We start from the raw sequence: 17,560 nt of genomic DNA, 5'->3' as shown, positions 1-17,560 counted from the left end.
TACCGAGGGGAGCCCGCCGCAGTGCGTCCGCGCGTCCGGTGGGCGCCGACGCCTGACCTCGACGGGCTCCGTCAGGCCGTGCCGTACAGGCGGTCGCCCGCGTCACCGAGTCCGGGCACGATGTACCCCTTCTCGTTGAGGCGCTCGTCGACGGCGCCCAGGACCAGGGTCACGTCGTGCCCCTCGACCTGCTTCTCGATCGCCGCGACACCCTCCGGGGCGCCGAGCAGGCAGATCGCCGTGACGTCCTGCGCTCCGCGGGCGAAGAGGAATTTGATGGCGGCGCCGAGCGACCCGCCCGTCGCGAGCATCGGGTCGAGCACGAAGCACTGACGGTCGCTCAGGTCGTCGGGCAGACGCTCGGCGTACGTCGTGGGCTCGAAGGTCTCTTCGTCGCGCACCATGCCCAGGAAGCCGACCTCGGCGGTGGGGAGGAGCTTGACCATGCCCTCGAGCATGCCGAGACCCGCGCGCAGGATCGGCACGACGATCGGGCGCGGCTCGCTGATCTTCACCCCCATCGTGGTGGTGACGGGCGTCTGGATCTCGATGGGGTCGACGCGGACGTTCCGGGTCGCCTCGTACGCGAGGAGCGTGACGAGCTCCTCGGTGAGCTGCCGGAACACCGGCGACGACGTCTGCACGTCACGCAGCACCGTGAGCTTGTGGGTGATGAGGGGGTGGTCGGCGACGTGGACACGCATAGGCTCAAGGCTAACCGCTTCCCCCGCGCGCCTCAGCCCTCGTTTTCCGGAGCCCCCGTGACGCCCACCGATCGCGACCTCGCCGCGATGCGTCGCGCCTTCGCCCTCGCCGACGACGCGCAGGGCGACGGCGACGTCCCGGTGGGCGCCGTGGTCCTCGATGCGGACGGCACCGTCATCGGTGAGGGCCGCAATCTCCGCGAGGTCACGAACGATCCCACGGCGCACGCCGAGATCGTGGCCCTGCGCGAAGCGGCATCCCGGATCGGGTCCTGGCACCTCGCCGACTGCACGCTCGTGGTGACGCTGGAGCCCTGCGTCATGTGCGCCGGGGCGATCCTGCAGGCGCGCGTGCCCCGCGTCGTGTTCGGATCGTGGGATGCCAAGGCGGGCGCCGCGGGATCCATGTACGACGTTCTGCGCGACCGGCGCCTGCCGCATCGTGTCGAGGTGGTCGGCGGGGTCGAGGAGAAGCGGGCGGCCGCGCAGCTGCGCTCCTTCTTCGCGGGCCGCCGCTGAGCGTTCCCGCGCCCGACGGCCGTCAGCGAGGCAGGAGGGGCAGCACCTCGGCGCCGACGAGGTCGGCGTGCTCGATGTCGCGCAGGTCCATGAGCTGGAAATAGACGCGCTCCGCGCCGAGCGCGCGCAGCCGTTCGACCTTCTCGGCGATCTGCGCGGGGGTGCCGATGAGGTTGGCGCCGTTGTCGAACTGCTCCCGCGATTGGCCGACGGCTTCGGCGCGACGCGAGATCTCGGCGTCGTCGCGCCCGACGATGGTGGGCAGGGCCACCGACAGCTTCAGCGAGGCGGGATCGCGGTCGATCGCCTCGCACGCCGCGCGAACGACGGTGAACTTCTCGGCGACGACGTCCTCGGCGACGAAACCGATGTTGAACTCGGTCGCATAGCGAGCCGCGAGCGCGGGAGTGCGCTTCGGTCCTCCGCCCCCGACGATCACGGGGACCTGCGGCTGGACGGGCTTCGGCAGGGCGGGCGCCTCGTCGAGCCGGTAGTGCACGCCCTCGAAGCTGAAGGTCTCGGCATCCGGGGTCTGCCACAGGCCCGTGACGACCTGGAGCTGTTCCTCGAGCAGGTCGAACCGCTTCGCGGGGAACGGGATGCCGTAAGCCGCGTGCTCCCGCTCGAACCAGCCCGTGCCGAGGCCGAGCTCGGCACGACCGCCCGACATCGCGTCGACCTGGGCGACCTGGATCGCCAGGATCGAGGGGACGCGGTAGGTGACCGACGAGACGAGGGTTCCGAGGCGGATGCGAGAGGTCTCCCGGGCGAGGCCGGCGAGCGTCGTCCACGCGTCGGTGGGGCCGGGGCGCGGGTCGCCCTCGCCCATGCGGAGGTAGTGGTCGGACCGGAAGAAGCCGTCGAGACCGTGGCGCTCGGCCGACTGCGCGAAGGCGAGTTGGTCGTCGTAGCTGAAGCCCTGCTGGGGCTCGGTGAACAGGCAGTACTCCACGAGGGTCTCCGGGGGGTCGAGGGGGGGAGGTCAGTCGGCCGAACGCAGGATGATGGCCTCGGTGGGCGGCGCCGGGTCGGCGGGGCGGCCCACGTAACCGATGTGGGTGAGCAGGGCGCGGCGGAACTGCGCCGGACGCTCGAGGTGCACCGAGTGCCCCGCACCCTCGACCGGGACCTCGGTCACCTCCCCGCCTTTCTCGGCATAGGCCGCGAGCACGTCGCGGGTCTGCGAGACCATCGGCTGGGCCGGTGCGACGTCGGCGCCCGGCCATCCCGGAACGACGCCGAGGGCGCCGAGGTGGTTGAGATCGTAGAACGACGCGTCCGAGACGATCGCGTCGGCGGTGCCGTAGATCCAGAGGATGGGCGGCTTGGGGTCGAGGTCGACGATCCCCGAGACGTCGAAGTACTTCGGCGCCAGGGTGTTCAGCACGCCCGTGGTCCCCGGGGCGAATCCCGGCCACGTCGCGGTGGTCACGGCATCCCCGGGGTAGTTGCCACCGGCGGTCGAGGTGGTGAGCATCGACTCGACCCACACGTCCTCGTGCTCGCTCGTGTAGCCCGGGGCGACGTAGCCGGAGCGGAACACCGAGCGCGGAGACGTGGGTGCGTCGGCCGTGGTGTCGTGATCGATGAGACGCTGCACGAAGTCCGGGTTCGCACCGCCCGCGCCGGTACCCGCGTCGTCATCCGTGAGGCGCGTGCCGTCGCGTCGCGTGCCACCGAACCCGAAGGGCGACACGGGGGACTGCAGTGTGAGCGATCGCACCGGGTGATCGAGCGCGTACTGCATCACGACGCCCCCGCCCATCGACCACCCCACGAGGTGGGCCTCGGGGATGCCGAGCGCCTGCATGGTCTCGAAGAGGTCGTCGCTGAAATCGCGGACGCCGCGGGTGGCGTCGATCGGGGTGTGCTCGGTGCGTCCGAACCCGCGGAGATCGACCGCGAGCACCCGCAGGTCGCTCGGCAGGTCCTGCATGATCTCCTGCCAGAACAGCGACGACGACACATTGCCGTGCACGAAGACGACGGTGTGATCCGGTGTCGTCGCCGGGTCGTCGCCGACCCGTTCGAGCACGTTGACACCCAGCCGGTCGGTCTCGACCAGGCGTGCGCTGATGCCGTCGAAGAGAGTCATGCAGGTCCTCCGTGTCGCTCGCCGGTGCCCCGGTACACCGGCTTCCGATGCTAACGCCCGCCCCTTTCGGTCGCACTCAGGCTTGCCCCGCGCGACGGGGCTGCTTCGTAGACTGGGCTTCATGACGGATGCCACCAGCTCGCTGCCCCCGATCGCGATTCTCGGCGCCGGTTCGATGGGCGGTGCGATCCTCCGCGGACTCGTCGCCGCGGGACTCGCCGACGGGGGAGTGACCGCCACCAACCGCTCCATCGCCAAGGCCGCGGAGCTCGCCGAGCTCGACGGCGTGACGAGTGTTGCTCTCGAGGCCAACCCCCGGGGCAACACCGAGGCGGTCGCGCAGGCCGACATCGTGCTCGTCGGCGTCAAGCCCGCCATGGTGCCCGATCTGCTCGACGAGATCGCGCCGCACCTGCGGCCCGGGGCGATCGTGGTGAGCCTGGCCGCGGGAGTGACCCTCGCCACCTTCGCTCACCACCTCGGCGAGGAGGTCGCGACCCTGCGGTCGATGCCGAACACCCCGTCGCTCGTCGGCAAGGGCGTGACGGGCTTGGCGGCGGGACCCGCGGCATCCGCCGACGACGTCGCCGTCGTCCGAGCGCTCTTCGAGACCGTCGGCGCGGTGCTGGAGGTACCCGAGGCGCAGATCGACGCGCTCTCCACGATCTCGGGTTCGGGCCCGGCGTACGTCTTCCTGCTGGTGGAGGAGTTCACCAAGGCCGCCGTACGCATGGGCTTCGACGACGACCAGGCCCGGCTGCTGGCCGAGCAGACCTTCATCGGCGCGACGACGCTCCTGGACGCCTCCGACGTCGACCCCGCCGAGCTGCGCCGCCGGGTCACGAGCCCCAAGGGCACCACCGAGCGCGCGGTCGCCGTCCTGCAGGCGGCGCACCTCGACGACACGTTCACCCGGGGCGCCGAGGCGGCCCTGGCGCGGGCGAGAGAGCTCGCCGCCGGAAGCTGACATGCGCCTGCGCTTCCCCGGCACGATCTGGTACTGGCGCGGCCCCGCGCCGTACCACTTCGTCACCGTGCCGCCGCGGGAGGCGGCCATGATCGCCGAGGTCTCGCGGGTGGTCACGTACGGCTGGGGCATGATCCCGGCCTCCGTCACCGTCGGCTCCACGCGCGTCGCGACGGCCCTCTGGCCGAAGGACGGCGGTTACGTGGTCCCGGTCAAGAAGGCGCTCCAGGATGCCGAGGGGCTCGGCGTCGACGACGAGATCGAGGTCGTGCTCGACATCGACGCGTGACGGGTCTCCCCGCGGCGACCGCTCTCGCAAGGGGCGAAAGCCCCCGGGCGGGGAGAGCGTCGAGCGCTCGCAGGGCGCCCGTCCGGGACCGCCGCGCGGCAGGGTCGCGTCAGCGCGGACGCAGGGCGCGCCGCGGCGCCGTGTCAGCGATCGAGGGAGGCGAAACGCTCGATGTCGCTGTTCGTGCCCGAGACGATGATGAGGTCGTGATTGGTGACCACCGTGTTCGCCTCGGCGTAGCGGAAGGGGCGTCCGGGGCTCTTCACCCCGACCACCGTGACGTTGTACTTGCTGCGGACGCCCGACTCGTTCAGCCCCACGCCGCGCACGAGCTTCGGCGGGTACATCTTGGCCAGCACGAAGTCGTCGTCGAAGCGGATGAAGTCGAGCATGCGCCCGCTCACGAGGTGGGCGACGCGCTCTCCGGCCTCGGCCTCGGGGTAGATGACGTGATTCGCGCCGACGCGGGCGAGGATCTTGCCGTGCGACTGCGACACCGCCTTCGCCCAGATCTGCGGCACCTTGAGGTCGACGAGATTGGCGGTGATGAGCACCGAGGCCTCGATCAGCGACCCGACGGCGACGACCGCGACCTGGAAGTCCTGCGCGCCGATCTGGCGGAGCGCGTCGATGTTGCGGGCGTCGGCCTGGACGGCGTGGGTGACGCGCTCCGACCACTTCTGCACGAGCTCGAGGTTGCCGTCGACGGCGAGCACCTCGCGGTCGAGGCGGTCGAGCTCGCCCGCGCAGGCCGCCCCGAAGCGCCCGAGGCCGATGACCAGGACGGGGGCGTCACTGCGGATGCGTTCAACCAACGATGGGCCTTTCCACGGGGAGCGCGTACAACTGCGACCGCGACGATGCCGCCACGGCCGCGGCGAGAGTCACTGTACCAATGCGCCCCATGAACATCGTGGCCGCCATCACGTAGACGGCCGGGTCGGAGAGCTCGGCGGTGAGTCCGGTCGAGAGCCCCACGGTCGCGAACCCCGAGACGACATCGAACAGCACATGCTCGATGGGCGCGTCGGTGATGCGACTGATGGTCACCGTCGAGACCGCGACGATCGTCGCTCCCCAGGCGACCACCGAGAGGGCGACGCGCTGCACATCACTGGGGATGCGGCGGCCGAACGCCTGCACCGACGGGCGGCCCTTCGCCTCGGAGAAGACCGCGAGGGCGAGCACGGCGAGGGTGGTGACCTTGATGCCGCCGGCGGTGGATGCCGAACCCCCGCCGACGAACATGAGCATGGATCCGACGATCAGCGTCGCCCCGTTGAGGTCGCCGATGTCGATGACGCTGAAGCCGCCGGAGCGCGTCATGGCCGAGAGGAAGAAGGCCTGGAACGTGGTGTCCCACGCATCCATGCTCCCGAATGTGAGGGGGTTGTCGTATTCCAGCAGGAGAATGACGCCGGCTCCCACGAAGAAGAGCACCACCGTGGTGATGATCGTCAGCTTCGCGTGCAGCGACCACAGGCGGAATTTCCAGTAGTGCCGCCACAGCGTGAAGATGACGGGGAACCCGATCGACCCGAGGAACACCCCCGCCATCAGCACGGTCAGCAGGAAGTAGTCCTGGGCGAACGGGGTCAGCCCGTCCGCGTTCGGGATGAAGCCGGTGTTGGTGAACGCCATGGCCGCGTAGTACGGCGCCTCCCACAGGGCGACCAGGGGATGGATGCCGCCGATGATCAACGAGGGGTAGATCAGCACCGTGAGGACCGCCTCGATCACGAGGGTCGACAGGGCCACCGTCCGCAGCAGCTGACCGACCTCTCCCAGGCGCACGGTCTGGCCTTCGTTGACCGGGCCGCCGTGGGCGCGCAGCGGATTGCTGTCTCCGGCGGCGATGAGCTTCGCCCGCAGTCCCAGGCGCTTCGAGATGACGAGTCCGAGGATGGATGCCAGCGTCAGCACGCCGAGGGCGCCCACGTTCACGCCGATGTACGTGATGACACGGCCGAGCGGCGACAGGTCCGAGTACATGTTGATCGTCGACAGACCCGTGACGCAGATCGTCGACACCGCGGTGAAGAGGGCATCGGCGAGGGGGATGCGCTGGCCCGTCGCGGAAGCGGCGGGGAGGGAGAAGAGCGCCGTGAAGAGGGCGATGAGAGTCGCGAAGACGAGGACGGCGAAACGGGCCGGGGATGCCGTCGTGAGATTGCGCAGACGATCCCATGCCTCGTAGGCGATGCGCCGCGCGCGCACCGGCAGTCGCGCCTCATTCGGCGTCGCCGCCATGCGCCGCTCCCTCCGATACCCGAACCCGAATCATGGTACTCGGGCCGGGGCGCGGCTAATCTGATGCCATGGCGGACATCTTCGACGTGATCGCTGACGGAACGCGTCGCGACATCCTTCAGCTGCTCCTCGACCGCGCGACCGGCGGTGAGCGGGGCACGAGCGTCTCCCAGATCGTGGCGGCGCTCGGGGTGAGCCAGCCGACGGTGTCGAAGCACCTGAAGGTGCTGCGCGAGGCCGAGCTGGTGTCCGTGCGCGAGGAGGGGCAGCACCGCTACTACAGCCTCGCCGTTGCTCCGCTCGACGAGGTCGATGATTGGCTGGTGCCCTTCTTCTCCATCGAAGAAGACAACGAACCGGCCCTGCCGGAGTCCGCCGTGCACGCCGCCGAGGTCGTCGGCCGGGCCGCGGCATCCGTCAAGCACTCTTTCTCGACGGCGTTGCGAAAACTTCCCGGCCGGTGAGCATCCGGATGCCGCTGTGCGGCGTCCACACAGCACATCCGTCACAGAGGGCCCACAGGTTTACAGCCGTCGCGCGCAGACCCTAGAGTGTGCTCAGCATCAGGAGGGTGAGTTCACCCGGAACGAGGGGTGAGCGATGGCCGAGCTGCCGGACGTGCGGTTTCTGACGGTCGCCGAGGTCGCCGAGCTGATGCGCGTGTCGAAGATGACGGTCTACCGTCTCGTGCACGCCGGCGAACTGCCGGCGGTGCGGTTCGGACGCAGCTACCGCGTGCCGGAATCGGCCGTCGTCGAGGCTGTGCAGCGACCGGTGTCCGACGTCGGCTAGACTGATCCGAGGCTTTTTTCCGAACGCCTAGTGTTCCCGGGCGCCGACATCGGCACCCAGACCCCGACTTAGTGAGGTTTTCCGTGGGTTCTGTCATCAAGAAGCGCCGTAAGCGCATGGCGAAGAAGAAGCACCGCAAGCTGCTTCGCAAGACTCGTCACCAGCGCCGCAACAAGAAGTAACGCGGCCACCACACCGAGCGCCTGTCCGATGCGACGGGCGCTTCGTGTATCCGTGCACGTTCCGCCTACCGGCGCGGCGTCTCCGCGCCCGCTCGTTCCGTCTCCATGGAGGAAAGCATGCAGTCCATCTCGGTCCACGACCTGCACGCGGGGCGCGAGCGTCCCCTCATCGACGTGCGCGAGGAGCACGAGTTCGCCGCGGGCCACGTGCCCGGCGCCGTCAACATGCCGATGTCGAGCATCGGCGAGCACCTCGACGAACTCCCGGGCGAGCCGTTCGATGTGATCTGCCAGGCCGGCGGACGCTCGGCGCGTGTCGTCGAGGCCCTGTCGGCGCGCGGTCACGACGCGACGAACGTCGAGGGCGGCACGGGCGACTGGATCGCCGCCGGCTACGACGTCGAGGCCTAGCCTTCGTCTCCCGTCCGTCCGCGCCTCCTAGGATGGAGGCGTGACGACCCTCACGCTGATCGGCAAGCCCGAGTGCCATCTGTGCGACGTGGCGGAGCAGATCGTCGAGAGCGTCGTCGACGGCCTCCCCGCCGAGGTGGCGGACCGCGTCGAGATCGAGCACGCGTCGATCGCCGATGATCCCGCACTCTTCGCCACGTGGTGGGAGAAGATCCCGGTCGTCCTCATCGACGGCGACCTGCACGCGCATTGGCGCGTGTCGGCCGACCGTCTCCGTGCCGCGCTGCTGGCGGCAGATCCTGAAGGAGCCTCGTCGTGAGCATCCGTCACATCGTCCTGTGGAAGCTCGCGGCGGACGACGCCGACACCCGTGCGCTGCACGCCGAGCAGATCTCGGAGCGCCTGATGGCCCTTCGCGAGGTCATCGACGACATCGCGCACATCGAGGTCGGGCGCAACGTGGCCAACCCGCAGTCCAACTGGGATGTCGCGCTGGTCAGCGAGTTCGCCGACGTGGATGCGCTGGAGCGCTACCAGGTGCACCCGGCCCACCAAGAGGTCGCGGGCTTCGTCCGTTCGGTGGTCGCCGAGCGGTCCTGCGTCGACTACCCGTTCTGAGGGGTCGCCGTGGGCCGGCGGTGACGCCGTCGGCTGTCGTCAATCGAGCGGGCGCACCGTCGCCGGCACGGCTGCGAGGGCGATGCGCACCGCATCACGGTCGTCGACGCGCTGATCGGGCGCATGTTCCACGACGACGCGGCTGCCGTCGCGGGTGAGCACGGTCGAACGCCGCACGCTGCCCAGGAACGTCGTCTCCTCCACGACGGCGTCCATCCCCGGAACGTCGGGGCCGACCAGCAGCACGTTCTCGGGCCGCACGACGACCTCGCAGTGCCCGTCGTGGGCGGAGCCCGCGAGCGGCAACTCCTGCCCCCAGACCTCGACGACCACTCCCTCGACGATCCCGGGCACCGCACTCACCGGACCGAGGACCTCCGCAACCGCCGCGTCCGCGACGCGGGCGTAGACCTCGTCGGGGCTGCCCGCCGCCACGATGCGTCCGGCATCCATCACGACGAGGTGATCGGCGACCGCGGCCCCCTCGGCGGTGTCGCGCGTCGCCCAGAGCGTGGTGACACCGCGCTCGCGGAGCTCCCGGACGAGACGGTCGCGCGTCTCGGCGCGAGCACTCGTGTGCAGAGCGGCGAGGGCGTCGTCGAGCACGAGGGCCCGGGGCCGCGAGGCCAGCGCGCGGGCCACCGCCCAGCGCTGACGGTCGCCGTGCGAGAGACGGTGCACGCTCTTGTGGCCCGTCGAGAGGCCGACCAGGTCGCAGAGACGGTCGGCCTCGGCATCCGGGTCGATCACGCCCGCCTGCCGGGCTGCGGCCACGATCGCCGCGCGGGCGCGGCCGAAGCGGGCGACGGGGGTGCGATCCCGCACCTCCGCGACGCGGGGCGCCGCAGCGCCCACCCGTCCCTCGATCGTCACCGTCCCGGCGTCGGGTCGCTCGGCTCCGCCGACGAGCCGCAGCAGTGTGGAGGCTCCGCAGCCCGAGGGGCCGACCAGCCCGACGATGCGGCCCGGGGCGACATCGAGGTCGACGTCGTCCAGGACGACGGTGCCCGCGCGCTCGCGACGCACGCCGTCGAGCACGATGGTCCAGCCCGTCGGGCGCGACGCGCCTCCCGATGGGGAATCGAGCGGAGTGACGGCGACCATGACCCGACGCTAGAGACCCCGGATGACACGACGACGCCCGGGGGGTGAACCCCGGGCGTCGTCAGGTCGAAACTTACGGGGCCAGACGCGTCGGTCCGCGGAAGAGGTAGGTGACCTCGCGGATCGAGGACTCACCGAGCAGCAGCATCAGCACGCGGGCGAGGCCCATTCCGAAGCCACCGTGCGGCGGGGCGCCGAAGCGGAAGAAGTCCAGGTAGAAGTCGAGGTGCTCGGGGTCGAGCCCCTTCTCCTTCGCCTGCTCGATGAGCACCTCGACGCGGTGCTCGCGCTGCGCGCCCGTGGTGATCTCGACGCCGTTGAACAGCAGGTCGTACGACTTGGTGAGTCCGGTCTCCTCGTCGCGCATGTGGTAGAAAGCGCGGATCGCGGGGTGGTAGTCGGTGATGAACACGAACTGGTGACCGTAGGTCTCCTGCACGTGCGCCGCGATCTGACGCTCGCCCTCCGGGTCGAGGTCGCCGTCGGTGCGGGGGATGTCGTAGCCGCGCGCGGCGACGATCTCGCGGGCCTCGGCGAGCGGGATGCGCGGGAACGGCAGGGTGGGCACCTGCACCTCGACGCCGAACAGCTCCTGGATCTCCGCGCCGTGCTTGTCGGCGACGGCCTGGAACGCGGTCTGCAGGAGCTCCTCCTGCATGCGGGCGACATCTTCGTGCGAGTCGATCCAGCTGATCTCGGCGTCGATCGAGGTGAACTCGGTCGCGTGACGGCTCGTGAACGAGGGGTCGGCGCGGAAGGCCGGCGCGATCTCGAAGATCTTGCCGAAGCCGGCGACCTGGGCCATCTGCTTGAAGAACTGCGGGCTCTGCGCGAGGTAGGCCGTCTTGTCCTCGAAATAGGGAACCTCGAACAGCTCCGCGTTGGACTCCGAAGGGGATGCCATGAGCTTGGGCGAGTGCACCTCGATGTAATCGCGCTCCACCCAGTACGTGCGCATGGCGTGCTCGAGCGTCGTCTGCACGCGGAAGATGAGGTTGTTGCGACGCTGACGCAGGTCGATGAAGCGGTAGTCCATGCGCTTGTCGGGGCTGCTATCGGCGGCGATCGGGGTCTCGGGGTTCGCCGCGGCAGCGATCACGAGCTCGCCGACCTTGATCTCGACGCCGCCGAGCTTGACACGCTCGTCGTGCTTGAGCTCCCCGCGCACCGTCAGGAAGGTGCCGGTCGCGAGGGCGCCGATCGTCTCGGTCAGGGCGAGGGCCGCGGCATCCTGGTCCGCGGCGTCCTCCGTCGGGCGGGTCGCCGGGTTGACCAGCTGCACGGCGCCCGTCTCGTCGCGGAGGACGACGAACTGCACCTTCTTCTGATCGCGTACGGTTTCGACCCATCCCGACACCTCGACGGGGCCGGCGGGGAGGGACTTCAGCTGGTTGACCAGGACGCGTTCGCTCACGATCGACCAGTCTACGTGCGGGTGGTGGCGGCCCCCACCCGCCGTCCTCGCGCCTCGTCGCCCGGTGTCGCGGGACGTGGGCCCCGTGCGGCGGGCGGAAGAGACGCCGCTCGTCGCTCGTCGAGGCCCGGGCGGGCGCGAACCCTCGGATTCCGACGCGGCATCCCTATGATGGCGCTCGTGACGTTCTCCCTCCCCCCGGAGTCGTTCCGGACGCTGCGTCCGGAACCACGGGGGCGTGCCCCCCGGCCGTGGGACGTCGCGACGACCATCGTTCTGCTGGTGCTCCTGCCCCTCCTGGCGCTCGCGGCCTCCTACGCGGGTGTCGTCCTCGCCTCCGCCGCGCGCGTCTGCGGAGCGCAGGCGTGCGACGCCGGTCTGATGAACCTCGGGTTCTGGATCGCCGTCATCGCGCCGTGGGTGATCCTCGTGGTCGGGCTCGTCGTGGCGATCATCCGTCTCGTACGGCATCGCCTGGCGTTCTGGGTGCCGCTGGTCGCGATCCTCTCGATGGTCGCCGTGTGGTTCATCGCCGCGGCGCTCGTGGGTGCCGGGCTCACGGCATCCTGAACCGTTCCGGGGCAACCCCCAGCAACGGCGCCTGACCGGCCCGTAACCTGACTCGTGGGCGCCCGCACGGGCGGCCGATCACCGAGCGCGAAGGCACCCGATGACCGACGTCACCCTCTCCCTGTCTCCCTCCCTCTCCCCGGTGCGCGCCGGGTCGGGCTCGACGGAGGGCCAGTCGTGGCTGACCTCGCTGGCCGACTGGACCGTGTCGCTCATGGAGGTCATCGGCCCCGTCGGCGCCGGTGTCGCGATCGCCCTCGAGAACCTCTTCCCGCCGTTGCCCAGCGAGGTCGTGCTGCCCATGGCCGGGCTCACCGCGAGCCGCGGCTCGTTCACGCTCTTCGAGGCGCTGCTGTGGACCACGCTCGGATCCGTGGTGGGCGCCTTCGCGCTCTACGGGCTCGGGCGGTGGCTGGGCGCGGGGCGTCTGCGTGCGTTCGCCGCGAAGATGCCGTTGCTGCACCCCGAAGACGTCGATCGCACGGTCGCCTGGTTCGAGAGGCACGGGGGGAAGGCGGTGTTCTTCGGGCGCATGATCCCGATCTTCCGCAGCCTCATCAGCATCCCCGCGGGAGTCGCGAAGATGCCGCTCTGGCGCTTCGGGCTCCTCACGGGTGCGGGCAGCCTCATCTGGAACACGATCTTCGTTCTCGCCGGGTACCTGCTCGGCGAGAACTGGCACATCGTGGAGGAGTACGCGTCGATCCTGCAGTACATCGTGATCGCGGCGGTCGGCATCGGTCTCGCGTGGTTCCTGTACTCGCGCGTGCGCTCGCTGCTCGCCGCGCGCAAAGACGCCTGACCCGGCGGGATATCTCCACGTCGAGGCAACCGGCATCCGGACTCAGTCAGACCACAGAACCCGCGCCTAGACTGGGATCGTGCCCGCCGATCGCCTTCATCTCGTGCGCCACGGAGAGGTGTACAACCCCCGTCGCGTGCTCTACGGTCGGCTCCCCGGATTCGGCCTGAGCGTCGACGGTCGGCGCATGGCGCGGCAGGCGGCCGAGTACGTGAAGAGCCTCGAGCGGCCGGTGAGCGCTCTCGTGGTCTCGCCGCTGCAGCGCACGCGCGAATCCGCCGAGCCTTTCGTCGAGCTGTTCGGTGCCGAGCCGTTCATCGACGACCGGGTGATCGAGCCCACCAACGTCTTCGAAGGGCGCCGGATGAAGCAGGCGCTCGCGAATCCCCTCAACTGGCGCCACCTCAGCCGCCCGGCCGTCCCCAGCTGGGGCGAGCCGTACGAGCGGATCGTCGCCCGCATGGTCGCGGCGATGGATGACGCCTGGAACCGTGTGCCCGCGGGCGACGTCGTCGTCGTCTCGCACCAGCTCCCCATCTGGGTGACCCACCTCGCCCTGTCCCACCAGCCCACCCGACACGACCCGCGCAAGCGTCGCTGCGCGCTGTCGAGCGTGACGAGCTTCGAACGGCGCGACGGCGCCGGCGGTCCGCGGTTCGTCGAGGTGGCGTACGCAACGCCGGCGTCCACCGCCGGCGCCGTCGACGTAGGAGCCGTGTGATGCGCCGAATCCTCTCCGCGGTCGGGGCGGTCCTCGCCTCCGCCGCGCTCGTCACGGGTCTGGCGGCCTGCAGCGCCGACCCCCTCGCGGACCAGTACCGCGCCGGCGACAACAAGGGCTACATCGCCGCCAACGGCTTCCAGACCAAGGAGATCGCGGCGGATCAGCGCGGCGAGCCCGTGGAGTTCTCCGGCACGCTCGACAACGGCTCGCCCGTCTCGAGCGCCGACTTCTCAGGCAAGGTGCTCGTGGTCAACTTCTGGTACGCCACGTGCGGTCCCTGCATCATCGAGGCCCCGCGTCTCGAGCAGGCCTACCAGAGCTTCCAGGGACAGGACGTCGCCTTCCTCGGCATCAACACCTACGACCAGCCCGCGACCGCCTTGTCGTTCGCGCGCGACCACGAGGTGTCGTACTCCAGCGCGATGGCGGTCGACGACGCCCAGCTGAAGCTCGCGTTCAACAAGGCCACGCCGTTGAACGCCACCCCCACCACCCTCGTGCTCGACAAGCAGGGCCGCGTCGCCGCCCGTATCGTCGGCGAGCTGCCCGAGGCCTCGATCCTCGAGGCGATCGTGCGCACGCTCGTGGCGGAGAGCGCGTGAACCCCGGCGCCCTCGTCTTCGACGGCGCGCTGTGGGTCGCCGTTCCCATCGCGCTCGCGGCCGGCCTCATCTCCTTCCTCTCGCCGTGCGTGCTGCCGCTCGTTCCGGGCTACCTCGGGTATATCGGCGGTGCCGTCGCCCCGCGCGGGGGCTCGGCATCCGGGCCCGGTCGAGGACGGCTGCTCGGCGGGACCCTGCTGTTCATCGCGGGGTTCACGGTCGTGTTCATGGCCGTCAATGTGCTGGGCGGAACGCTGGGCGCCTTCTTCCTCGCCTACGCCGACGTGATCACGCGCGTCATGGGCGTGGTCATCATCCTGATGGGCTTGGTGTTCATCGGGCTGTTCGGCCTCGCGCAGCGTTCGGTGCGGATGCAGTCCCGTGGCAACCTGGGGCTCATCGGCGCCCCTTTGCTGGGCATCGCCCTCGGCATCGGCTGGACCCCGTGCATCGGGCCCACGCTGGCGGCGATCATCTCCGTGTCGTACAACCTCGGGGACCCCGGCCGGGCGGCGCTGCTCGGGCTGATGTACTCGCTGGGCCTCGGCATCCCCTTCCTGCTCCTCGCCCTCGGCTTCGGGTGGGCGACGAAGTCCGTGGCGTTCGTGCGCACGCACATCCGCGTCGTGAACCTCATCGGCGGAGCGCTGCTGATCGTGCTCGGCCTGCTCATGGTGACGGGCCTGTGGGGCCAGTGGATGTCGACCCTGCAGGGGGTGATGGGCAATGTCCAACTCCCGCTCTGATCGAGGGAACACGATGACCGACCCGCTGCGTCCGTCCGACCACGCCGACTCCACGTCCGACGAGGTCACCCAGCCGCGCCTGGGCGTCGTGGGATGGCTGCGGTGGGGATGGCGCCAGCTGACCAGCATGCGCACGGCCCTCGTGCTGCTGCTCCTGCTCGCGATCGCCGCCGTCCCGGGATCGCTCGTGCCCCAGCGCAGCGCCGACCCCAACGGCGTCACGCAGTACTTCACCGACAACCCCGATCTCGCGCCGGTACTCGACAAGCTCAGCCTGTTCGACGTCTACACCTCGCCCTGGTTCTCGGCGATCTACCTGCTGCTGTTCATCTCGCTGATCGGCTGCGTGCTCCCGCGCACGAAGCACCACTGGAAGGCGCTGCGCTCGCAGCCGCCGCGCACGCCCGCGCGTCTGTCGCGCCTGGACGACCACCGCTCCCGCTCGATCGCGGTCGACGCGGATGCGGATGCGGATGCCCTGGCGACCGCCGCCGTGGAGAGCGCGGCCGCGCAGCTGCGCAAGAGCGGCTACCGGGTGGCGCGCTACGACGGGCGCGGGTCGTTCTCGGTGTCGGCGGAGCGCGGGTACCTGCGCGAGACCGGCAATCTGCTCTTCCACGGCGCGCTCGTGGGCGTCCTGATCGCCGTCGGTGTCGGTGGGGGCTTCACCTACACCGGTCAACGCGTGCTCGTCGAGGGCCAGGCCTTCGCGAACAGCCTGCTCGACTACTCCTCGTTCAACCCGGGTCGCTTCGTCAGCGGAGACACCCTCACGCCCTACTCGATGACGCTCGACAAGTTCGACGTGTCGTACGTTCCGCCCGGGCAGCCCGGTTCGGGACAAGCCGGCGACTTCGTGGCGCACGTGACGACGCAGGCCCCCGGCACCGACCCGCAGGACGGCGAGGTGCGCGTCAACCACCCGCTCGACGTGCAGGGCGACCGCGTCTACCTGCTCGGCAACGGCTACGCCCCGACCGTGACGATCCGCGACGCCGAGGGCAACGAGGTGTTCCACGACTCGGTCGCGTTCCTGCCGCAGGATGCCAACATGACTTCGCTCGGCGTCATCAAGGTCGCCGACGGTCTGCCCGAACAGCTCGGTCTGCTCGGATTTTTCTACCCGACGATGGACGTGCTGCCCTCGGGCGCGCTGACCTCCACGTACGGGGCGCTGGAGTACCCGACCCTGACGCTGCGCGTATACGAGGGCGACCTCGGCATCGACGACGGAACGCCCCGCTCGGTCTACACGCTCGACCCGTCGGGCATGACGCAGATCGCCGGCGGCGACAGCGGCAACCCCGCCATCCAGCTCATGCCCGGGCAGACCGAGGATCTGCCCAACGGCCTCGGCACCATCACCTTCGAGAACGAGGCGCCCGCGGGGGCCGTCGGGTACGACGGATCGGTCAAGCGCTTCGCATCCCTGTCGATCCACCGCGACCTCGCCGGACCGTGGGTGCTCGCCTTCGCCCTGCTGGCGCTGCTCGGCCTGCTCGCCGCGCTCTTCGTCCCGCGTCGCCGCATGTGGGTCAAGGCGACCCCGCAGGGCGGCTCGGTGCTCGTGGAGTACGCGGGCCTCGCGCGCGGTGAGGACCCGACGCTCGCCGCCGCCGTCGATCAGCTCGCCGAGAAGCACGGCGCGACCCTCCCCGGCCCTCCTCCCCAGAGCCACCCCGACACCGGAAAAGTAGACTGAGACCATGCCCGGAACCGACCCGCTTCTCCTCGACGAGATCTCCCTCCTCCTGGTGTGGACGGCGGTCGCCATCTACGTGCTGGCGTTCATCGCGTACGCCATCGATCTCGCGCGCCGCTCCGACCTCGCGCTCAAGGCCAAAGACGAGGTCGTCGCGCGCGAGCTCGTGACCGCGGGCGGCGGGGGAGTGATCTCCGCGGGCGCCGGGTCGTCGGCATCCGGTGCCTCCACCGCCAAGCCCCGCTACCTGTGGGCGCGTCTCGGCACGGTGCTGACGGCGCTCGGCTTCGTCTTCCACCTCGTGGCGACGGTCCTGCGCGGGATCGCAGCCGAGCGCGTGCCGTGGTCGAACATGTACGAGTTCGCCATGACCGGCCTGCTTCTGATCATCGCGGTGTACCTCGCCGTGCTGACGCGCTACGACCTGCGCTTCCTCGGCTCGCTCATGACCGGCCTCGCGGTGCTGCTGCTGGGTGGCGCGACGCTGGCGTTCCACGTCGAGGTCGTTCCGCTGGCCGACCCGCTGAAGTCGGTCTGGCTCGTCGTGCACGTCTTCGTCGCGAGTCTCGCGACGGCACTGTTCGCCCTCGCTTTCGGGCTCTCGGTCGTGCAGCTCATCCAGACGCGGCGCGAGCGCAAGCTCGCCGAAGCCCCGGTGGATGCCGAACCGAAGCGCAGCTTCCTGCGCACGGTTCCGAACGCCGACGCCCTCGAGTCGCTGGCCTACCGCTTCGCGATCGTCGGATTCATCTTCTGGACCTTCACCCTCATCGCCGGCTCCATCTGGGCGAACGACGCGTGGGGCCGGTTCTGGGGCTTCGACACCAAGGAAGTCTGGACCTTCGTCATCTGGGTGCTCTACGCGGGCTACATCCACGCCCGCGCGACGCGAGGCTGGCGCGGCACCCGCTCGGCGTGGCTGTCGATCATCGGCTTCACCGCGGTGCTGTTCAACTTCACGATCGTCAACGTCTTCTTCAAGGGCCTGCACGCCTACAGCGGCCTGACGACGTAAGGACCCTCACGCGGTTCCCGGGCCCGTCCGGCTGTCGCCGGGCGGGCCCTTCGT

The 17,560-nt window shown here is 70.1% G+C and carries 23 protein-coding genes; 16 read left to right on the top strand and 7 right to left on the bottom strand.

Going from position 1 to position 17,560, the window contains the following annotated elements:
- Window positions 1-71: 71 nt before the first annotated feature.
- Window positions 72-704, bottom strand: coding sequence for a uracil phosphoribosyltransferase (gene upp / locus AB0N82_RS09525; protein ID WP_076677423.1), 633 nt, complete (start codon window positions 702-704; stop codon window positions 72-74).
- Between the two features lie 87 nt (window positions 705-791).
- On the opposite strand from upp, the gene tadA reads away from it, so the two are divergent.
- On the top strand, window positions 792-1,223 hold the full coding sequence (gene tadA, locus AB0N82_RS09520; protein WP_363391211.1) for a tRNA adenosine(34) deaminase TadA: 432 nt from the start codon (window positions 792-794) through the stop codon (window positions 1,221-1,223).
- Window positions 1,224-1,245: 22 nt separating this feature from the next.
- On the opposite strand, the gene AB0N82_RS09515 is transcribed toward tadA, so the two are convergent.
- Entirely contained in the window at window positions 1,246-2,175 is a 930-nt protein-coding gene (locus AB0N82_RS09515) for an LLM class F420-dependent oxidoreductase (RefSeq protein WP_363390849.1), read from the bottom strand.
- Window positions 2,176-2,205: 30 nt separating this feature from the next.
- Window positions 2,206-3,318 (bottom strand): alpha/beta hydrolase, encoded by a 1,113-nt coding sequence (locus AB0N82_RS09510; RefSeq protein ID WP_363390846.1) that lies wholly within the window; start codon window positions 3,316-3,318, stop codon window positions 2,206-2,208.
- A gap of 121 nt (window positions 3,319-3,439) precedes the next feature.
- On the opposite strand from AB0N82_RS09510, the gene proC reads away from it, so the two are divergent.
- Window positions 3,440-4,285: a pyrroline-5-carboxylate reductase gene (proC, locus tag AB0N82_RS09505; protein ID WP_363390843.1), complete on the top strand. Its 846-nt coding sequence runs from the start codon at window positions 3,440-3,442 to the stop codon at window positions 4,283-4,285.
- A 1-nt stretch (window position 4,286) separates the two neighbouring features.
- Window positions 4,287-4,574 (top strand): DUF1905 domain-containing protein, encoded by a 288-nt coding sequence (locus tag AB0N82_RS09500; protein ID WP_363390840.1) that lies wholly within the window; start codon window positions 4,287-4,289, stop codon window positions 4,572-4,574.
- 143 nt (window positions 4,575-4,717) lie between these two features.
- Here AB0N82_RS09500 and AB0N82_RS09495 read toward each other — a convergent pair whose 3' ends face one another.
- Entirely contained in the window at window positions 4,718-5,389 is a 672-nt protein-coding gene (locus tag AB0N82_RS09495) for a TrkA family potassium uptake protein (RefSeq protein WP_056224009.1), read from the bottom strand.
- A complete protein-coding gene (locus AB0N82_RS09490) occupies window positions 5,382-6,824 on the bottom strand; it encodes a potassium transporter TrkG (RefSeq protein WP_315995132.1) in 1,443 nt (480 codons plus the stop codon). The genes AB0N82_RS09495 and AB0N82_RS09490 overlap by 8 nt, the downstream gene beginning before the upstream one ends.
- Before the next feature lie 68 nt (window positions 6,825-6,892).
- On the opposite strand from AB0N82_RS09490, the gene AB0N82_RS09485 reads away from it, so the two are divergent.
- From AB0N82_RS09485 to AB0N82_RS09460, 6 genes are all read left to right on the top strand, one after another.
- The gene (locus AB0N82_RS09485) at window positions 6,893-7,288 is read left to right on the top strand and encodes a metalloregulator ArsR/SmtB family transcription factor (RefSeq protein WP_315995131.1); all 396 of its coding nucleotides are present in this window, start codon (window positions 6,893-6,895) and stop codon (window positions 7,286-7,288) included.
- A gap of 136 nt (window positions 7,289-7,424) precedes the next feature.
- Window positions 7,425-7,616, top strand: a complete 192-nt coding sequence (locus tag AB0N82_RS09480) for a helix-turn-helix domain-containing protein (protein WP_076677409.1) — start codon at window positions 7,425-7,427, stop codon at window positions 7,614-7,616.
- Window positions 7,617-7,699: 83 nt separating this feature from the next.
- Window positions 7,700-7,798, top strand: a complete 99-nt coding sequence (locus AB0N82_RS09475; RefSeq protein WP_003792170.1) for an AURKAIP1/COX24 domain-containing protein — start codon at window positions 7,700-7,702, stop codon at window positions 7,796-7,798.
- A 117-nt stretch (window positions 7,799-7,915) separates the two neighbouring features.
- On the top strand, window positions 7,916-8,209 hold the full coding sequence (locus AB0N82_RS09470; RefSeq protein WP_315995130.1) for a rhodanese-like domain-containing protein: 294 nt from the start codon (window positions 7,916-7,918) through the stop codon (window positions 8,207-8,209).
- A 40-nt stretch (window positions 8,210-8,249) separates the two neighbouring features.
- Window positions 8,250-8,528 (top strand): glutaredoxin family protein, encoded by a 279-nt coding sequence (locus AB0N82_RS09465; protein WP_315995129.1) that lies wholly within the window; start codon window positions 8,250-8,252, stop codon window positions 8,526-8,528.
- Window positions 8,525-8,827 carry a Dabb family protein gene (locus AB0N82_RS09460; RefSeq protein WP_315995128.1) on the top strand — a complete coding sequence of 101 codons (303 nt, stop codon included), beginning with the start codon at window positions 8,525-8,527 and terminating at the stop codon, window positions 8,825-8,827. Before AB0N82_RS09465 ends, AB0N82_RS09460 begins: the two co-directional genes overlap by 4 nt.
- Window positions 8,828-8,866: 39 nt before the next feature.
- On the opposite strand, the gene AB0N82_RS09455 is transcribed toward AB0N82_RS09460, so the two are convergent.
- On the bottom strand, window positions 8,867-9,931 hold the full coding sequence (locus AB0N82_RS09455; RefSeq protein WP_363390832.1) for an ABC transporter ATP-binding protein: 1,065 nt from the start codon (window positions 9,929-9,931) through the stop codon (window positions 8,867-8,869).
- 73 nt (window positions 9,932-10,004) lie between these two features.
- Window positions 10,005-11,345 carry an aspartate--tRNA(Asn) ligase gene (aspS, locus tag AB0N82_RS09450; protein WP_315995126.1) on the bottom strand — a complete coding sequence of 447 codons (1,341 nt, stop codon included), beginning with the start codon at window positions 11,343-11,345 and terminating at the stop codon, window positions 10,005-10,007.
- Between the two features lie 15 nt (window positions 11,346-11,360).
- Between aspS and AB0N82_RS09445 the strand changes: the two genes are divergently transcribed.
- The 7 genes from AB0N82_RS09445 to ccsB all read left to right on the top strand — a co-directional run bounded on the left by AB0N82_RS09445 (window position 11,361) and on the right by ccsB (window position 17,506).
- Complete coding sequence (locus AB0N82_RS09445; protein ID WP_363390828.1) at window positions 11,361-11,915, top strand: DUF6264 family protein; 555 nt, start codon at window positions 11,361-11,363, stop codon at window positions 11,913-11,915.
- 100 nt (window positions 11,916-12,015) lie between these two features.
- Window positions 12,016-12,717, top strand: a complete 702-nt coding sequence (locus AB0N82_RS09440; RefSeq protein ID WP_315995124.1) for a DedA family protein — start codon at window positions 12,016-12,018, stop codon at window positions 12,715-12,717.
- 79 nt (window positions 12,718-12,796) lie between these two features.
- Window positions 12,797-13,438, top strand: coding sequence for a histidine phosphatase family protein (locus AB0N82_RS09435; RefSeq protein WP_315995123.1), 642 nt, complete (start codon window positions 12,797-12,799; stop codon window positions 13,436-13,438).
- Window positions 13,438-14,043: a TlpA disulfide reductase family protein gene (locus AB0N82_RS09430; protein WP_315995122.1), complete on the top strand. Its 606-nt coding sequence runs from the start codon at window positions 13,438-13,440 to the stop codon at window positions 14,041-14,043. The genes AB0N82_RS09435 and AB0N82_RS09430 overlap by 1 nt, the downstream gene beginning before the upstream one ends.
- Window positions 14,040-14,789: a cytochrome c biogenesis protein CcdA gene (locus AB0N82_RS09425; RefSeq protein WP_363390823.1), complete on the top strand. Its 750-nt coding sequence runs from the start codon at window positions 14,040-14,042 to the stop codon at window positions 14,787-14,789. The genes AB0N82_RS09430 and AB0N82_RS09425 overlap by 4 nt, the downstream gene beginning before the upstream one ends.
- 13 nt (window positions 14,790-14,802) lie before the next feature.
- On the top strand, window positions 14,803-16,491 hold the full coding sequence (locus AB0N82_RS09420; protein ID WP_363390820.1) for a cytochrome c biogenesis protein ResB: 1,689 nt from the start codon (window positions 14,803-14,805) through the stop codon (window positions 16,489-16,491).
- A gap of 4 nt (window positions 16,492-16,495) precedes the next feature.
- Window positions 16,496-17,506 carry a c-type cytochrome biogenesis protein CcsB gene (gene ccsB, locus AB0N82_RS09415; protein ID WP_363390817.1) on the top strand — a complete coding sequence of 337 codons (1,011 nt, stop codon included), beginning with the start codon at window positions 16,496-16,498 and terminating at the stop codon, window positions 17,504-17,506.
- Window positions 17,507-17,560: the final 54 nt, after the last annotated feature.

It is taken from the genome of Microbacterium sp. NPDC089186 (assembly GCF_040685115.1).
Lineage (GTDB): Bacteria > Actinomycetota > Actinomycetes > Actinomycetales > Microbacteriaceae > Microbacterium > Microbacterium galbum.
The sequence above is the reverse complement of the archived record's forward strand: the minus strand, read 5'-3'. Positions and strand labels throughout refer to the sequence as shown.

Coding starts and splice junctions, on each gene's coding strand:
- AB0N82_RS09430 (WP_315995122.1), top strand. CDS start 13,438: ATGCGCCGAATCCTCTCCGCGGTCGGGGCGGTCCTCGCCTCCGCCGCG.
- ccsB (WP_363390817.1), top strand. CDS start 16,496: ATGCCCGGAACCGACCCGCTTCTCCTCGACGAGATCTCCCTCCTCCTG.
- AB0N82_RS09420 (WP_363390820.1), top strand. CDS start 14,803: ATGACCGACCCGCTGCGTCCGTCCGACCACGCCGACTCCACGTCCGAC.
- AB0N82_RS09500 (WP_363390840.1), top strand. CDS start 4,287: ATGCGCCTGCGCTTCCCCGGCACGATCTGGTACTGGCGCGGCCCCGCG.
- AB0N82_RS09485 (WP_315995131.1), top strand. CDS start 6,893: ATGGCGGACATCTTCGACGTGATCGCTGACGGAACGCGTCGCGACATC.
- AB0N82_RS09490 (WP_315995132.1), bottom strand. CDS start 6,824: ATGGCGGCGACGCCGAATGAGGCGCGACTGCCGGTGCGCGCGCGGCGC.
- proC (WP_363390843.1), top strand. CDS start 3,440: ATGACGGATGCCACCAGCTCGCTGCCCCCGATCGCGATTCTCGGCGCC.
- AB0N82_RS09510 (WP_363390846.1), bottom strand. CDS start 3,318: ATGACTCTCTTCGACGGCATCAGCGCACGCCTGGTCGAGACCGACCGG.
- AB0N82_RS09440 (WP_315995124.1), top strand. CDS start 12,016: ATGACCGACGTCACCCTCTCCCTGTCTCCCTCCCTCTCCCCGGTGCGC.
- AB0N82_RS09455 (WP_363390832.1), bottom strand. CDS start 9,931: ATGGTCGCCGTCACTCCGCTCGATTCCCCATCGGGAGGCGCGTCGCGC.
- tadA (WP_363391211.1), top strand. CDS start 792: ATGCGTCGCGCCTTCGCCCTCGCCGACGACGCGCAGGGCGACGGCGAC.
- upp (WP_076677423.1), bottom strand. CDS start 704: ATGCGTGTCCACGTCGCCGACCACCCCCTCATCACCCACAAGCTCACG.
- AB0N82_RS09480 (WP_076677409.1), top strand. CDS start 7,425: ATGGCCGAGCTGCCGGACGTGCGGTTTCTGACGGTCGCCGAGGTCGCC.
- AB0N82_RS09470 (WP_315995130.1), top strand. CDS start 7,916: ATGCAGTCCATCTCGGTCCACGACCTGCACGCGGGGCGCGAGCGTCCC.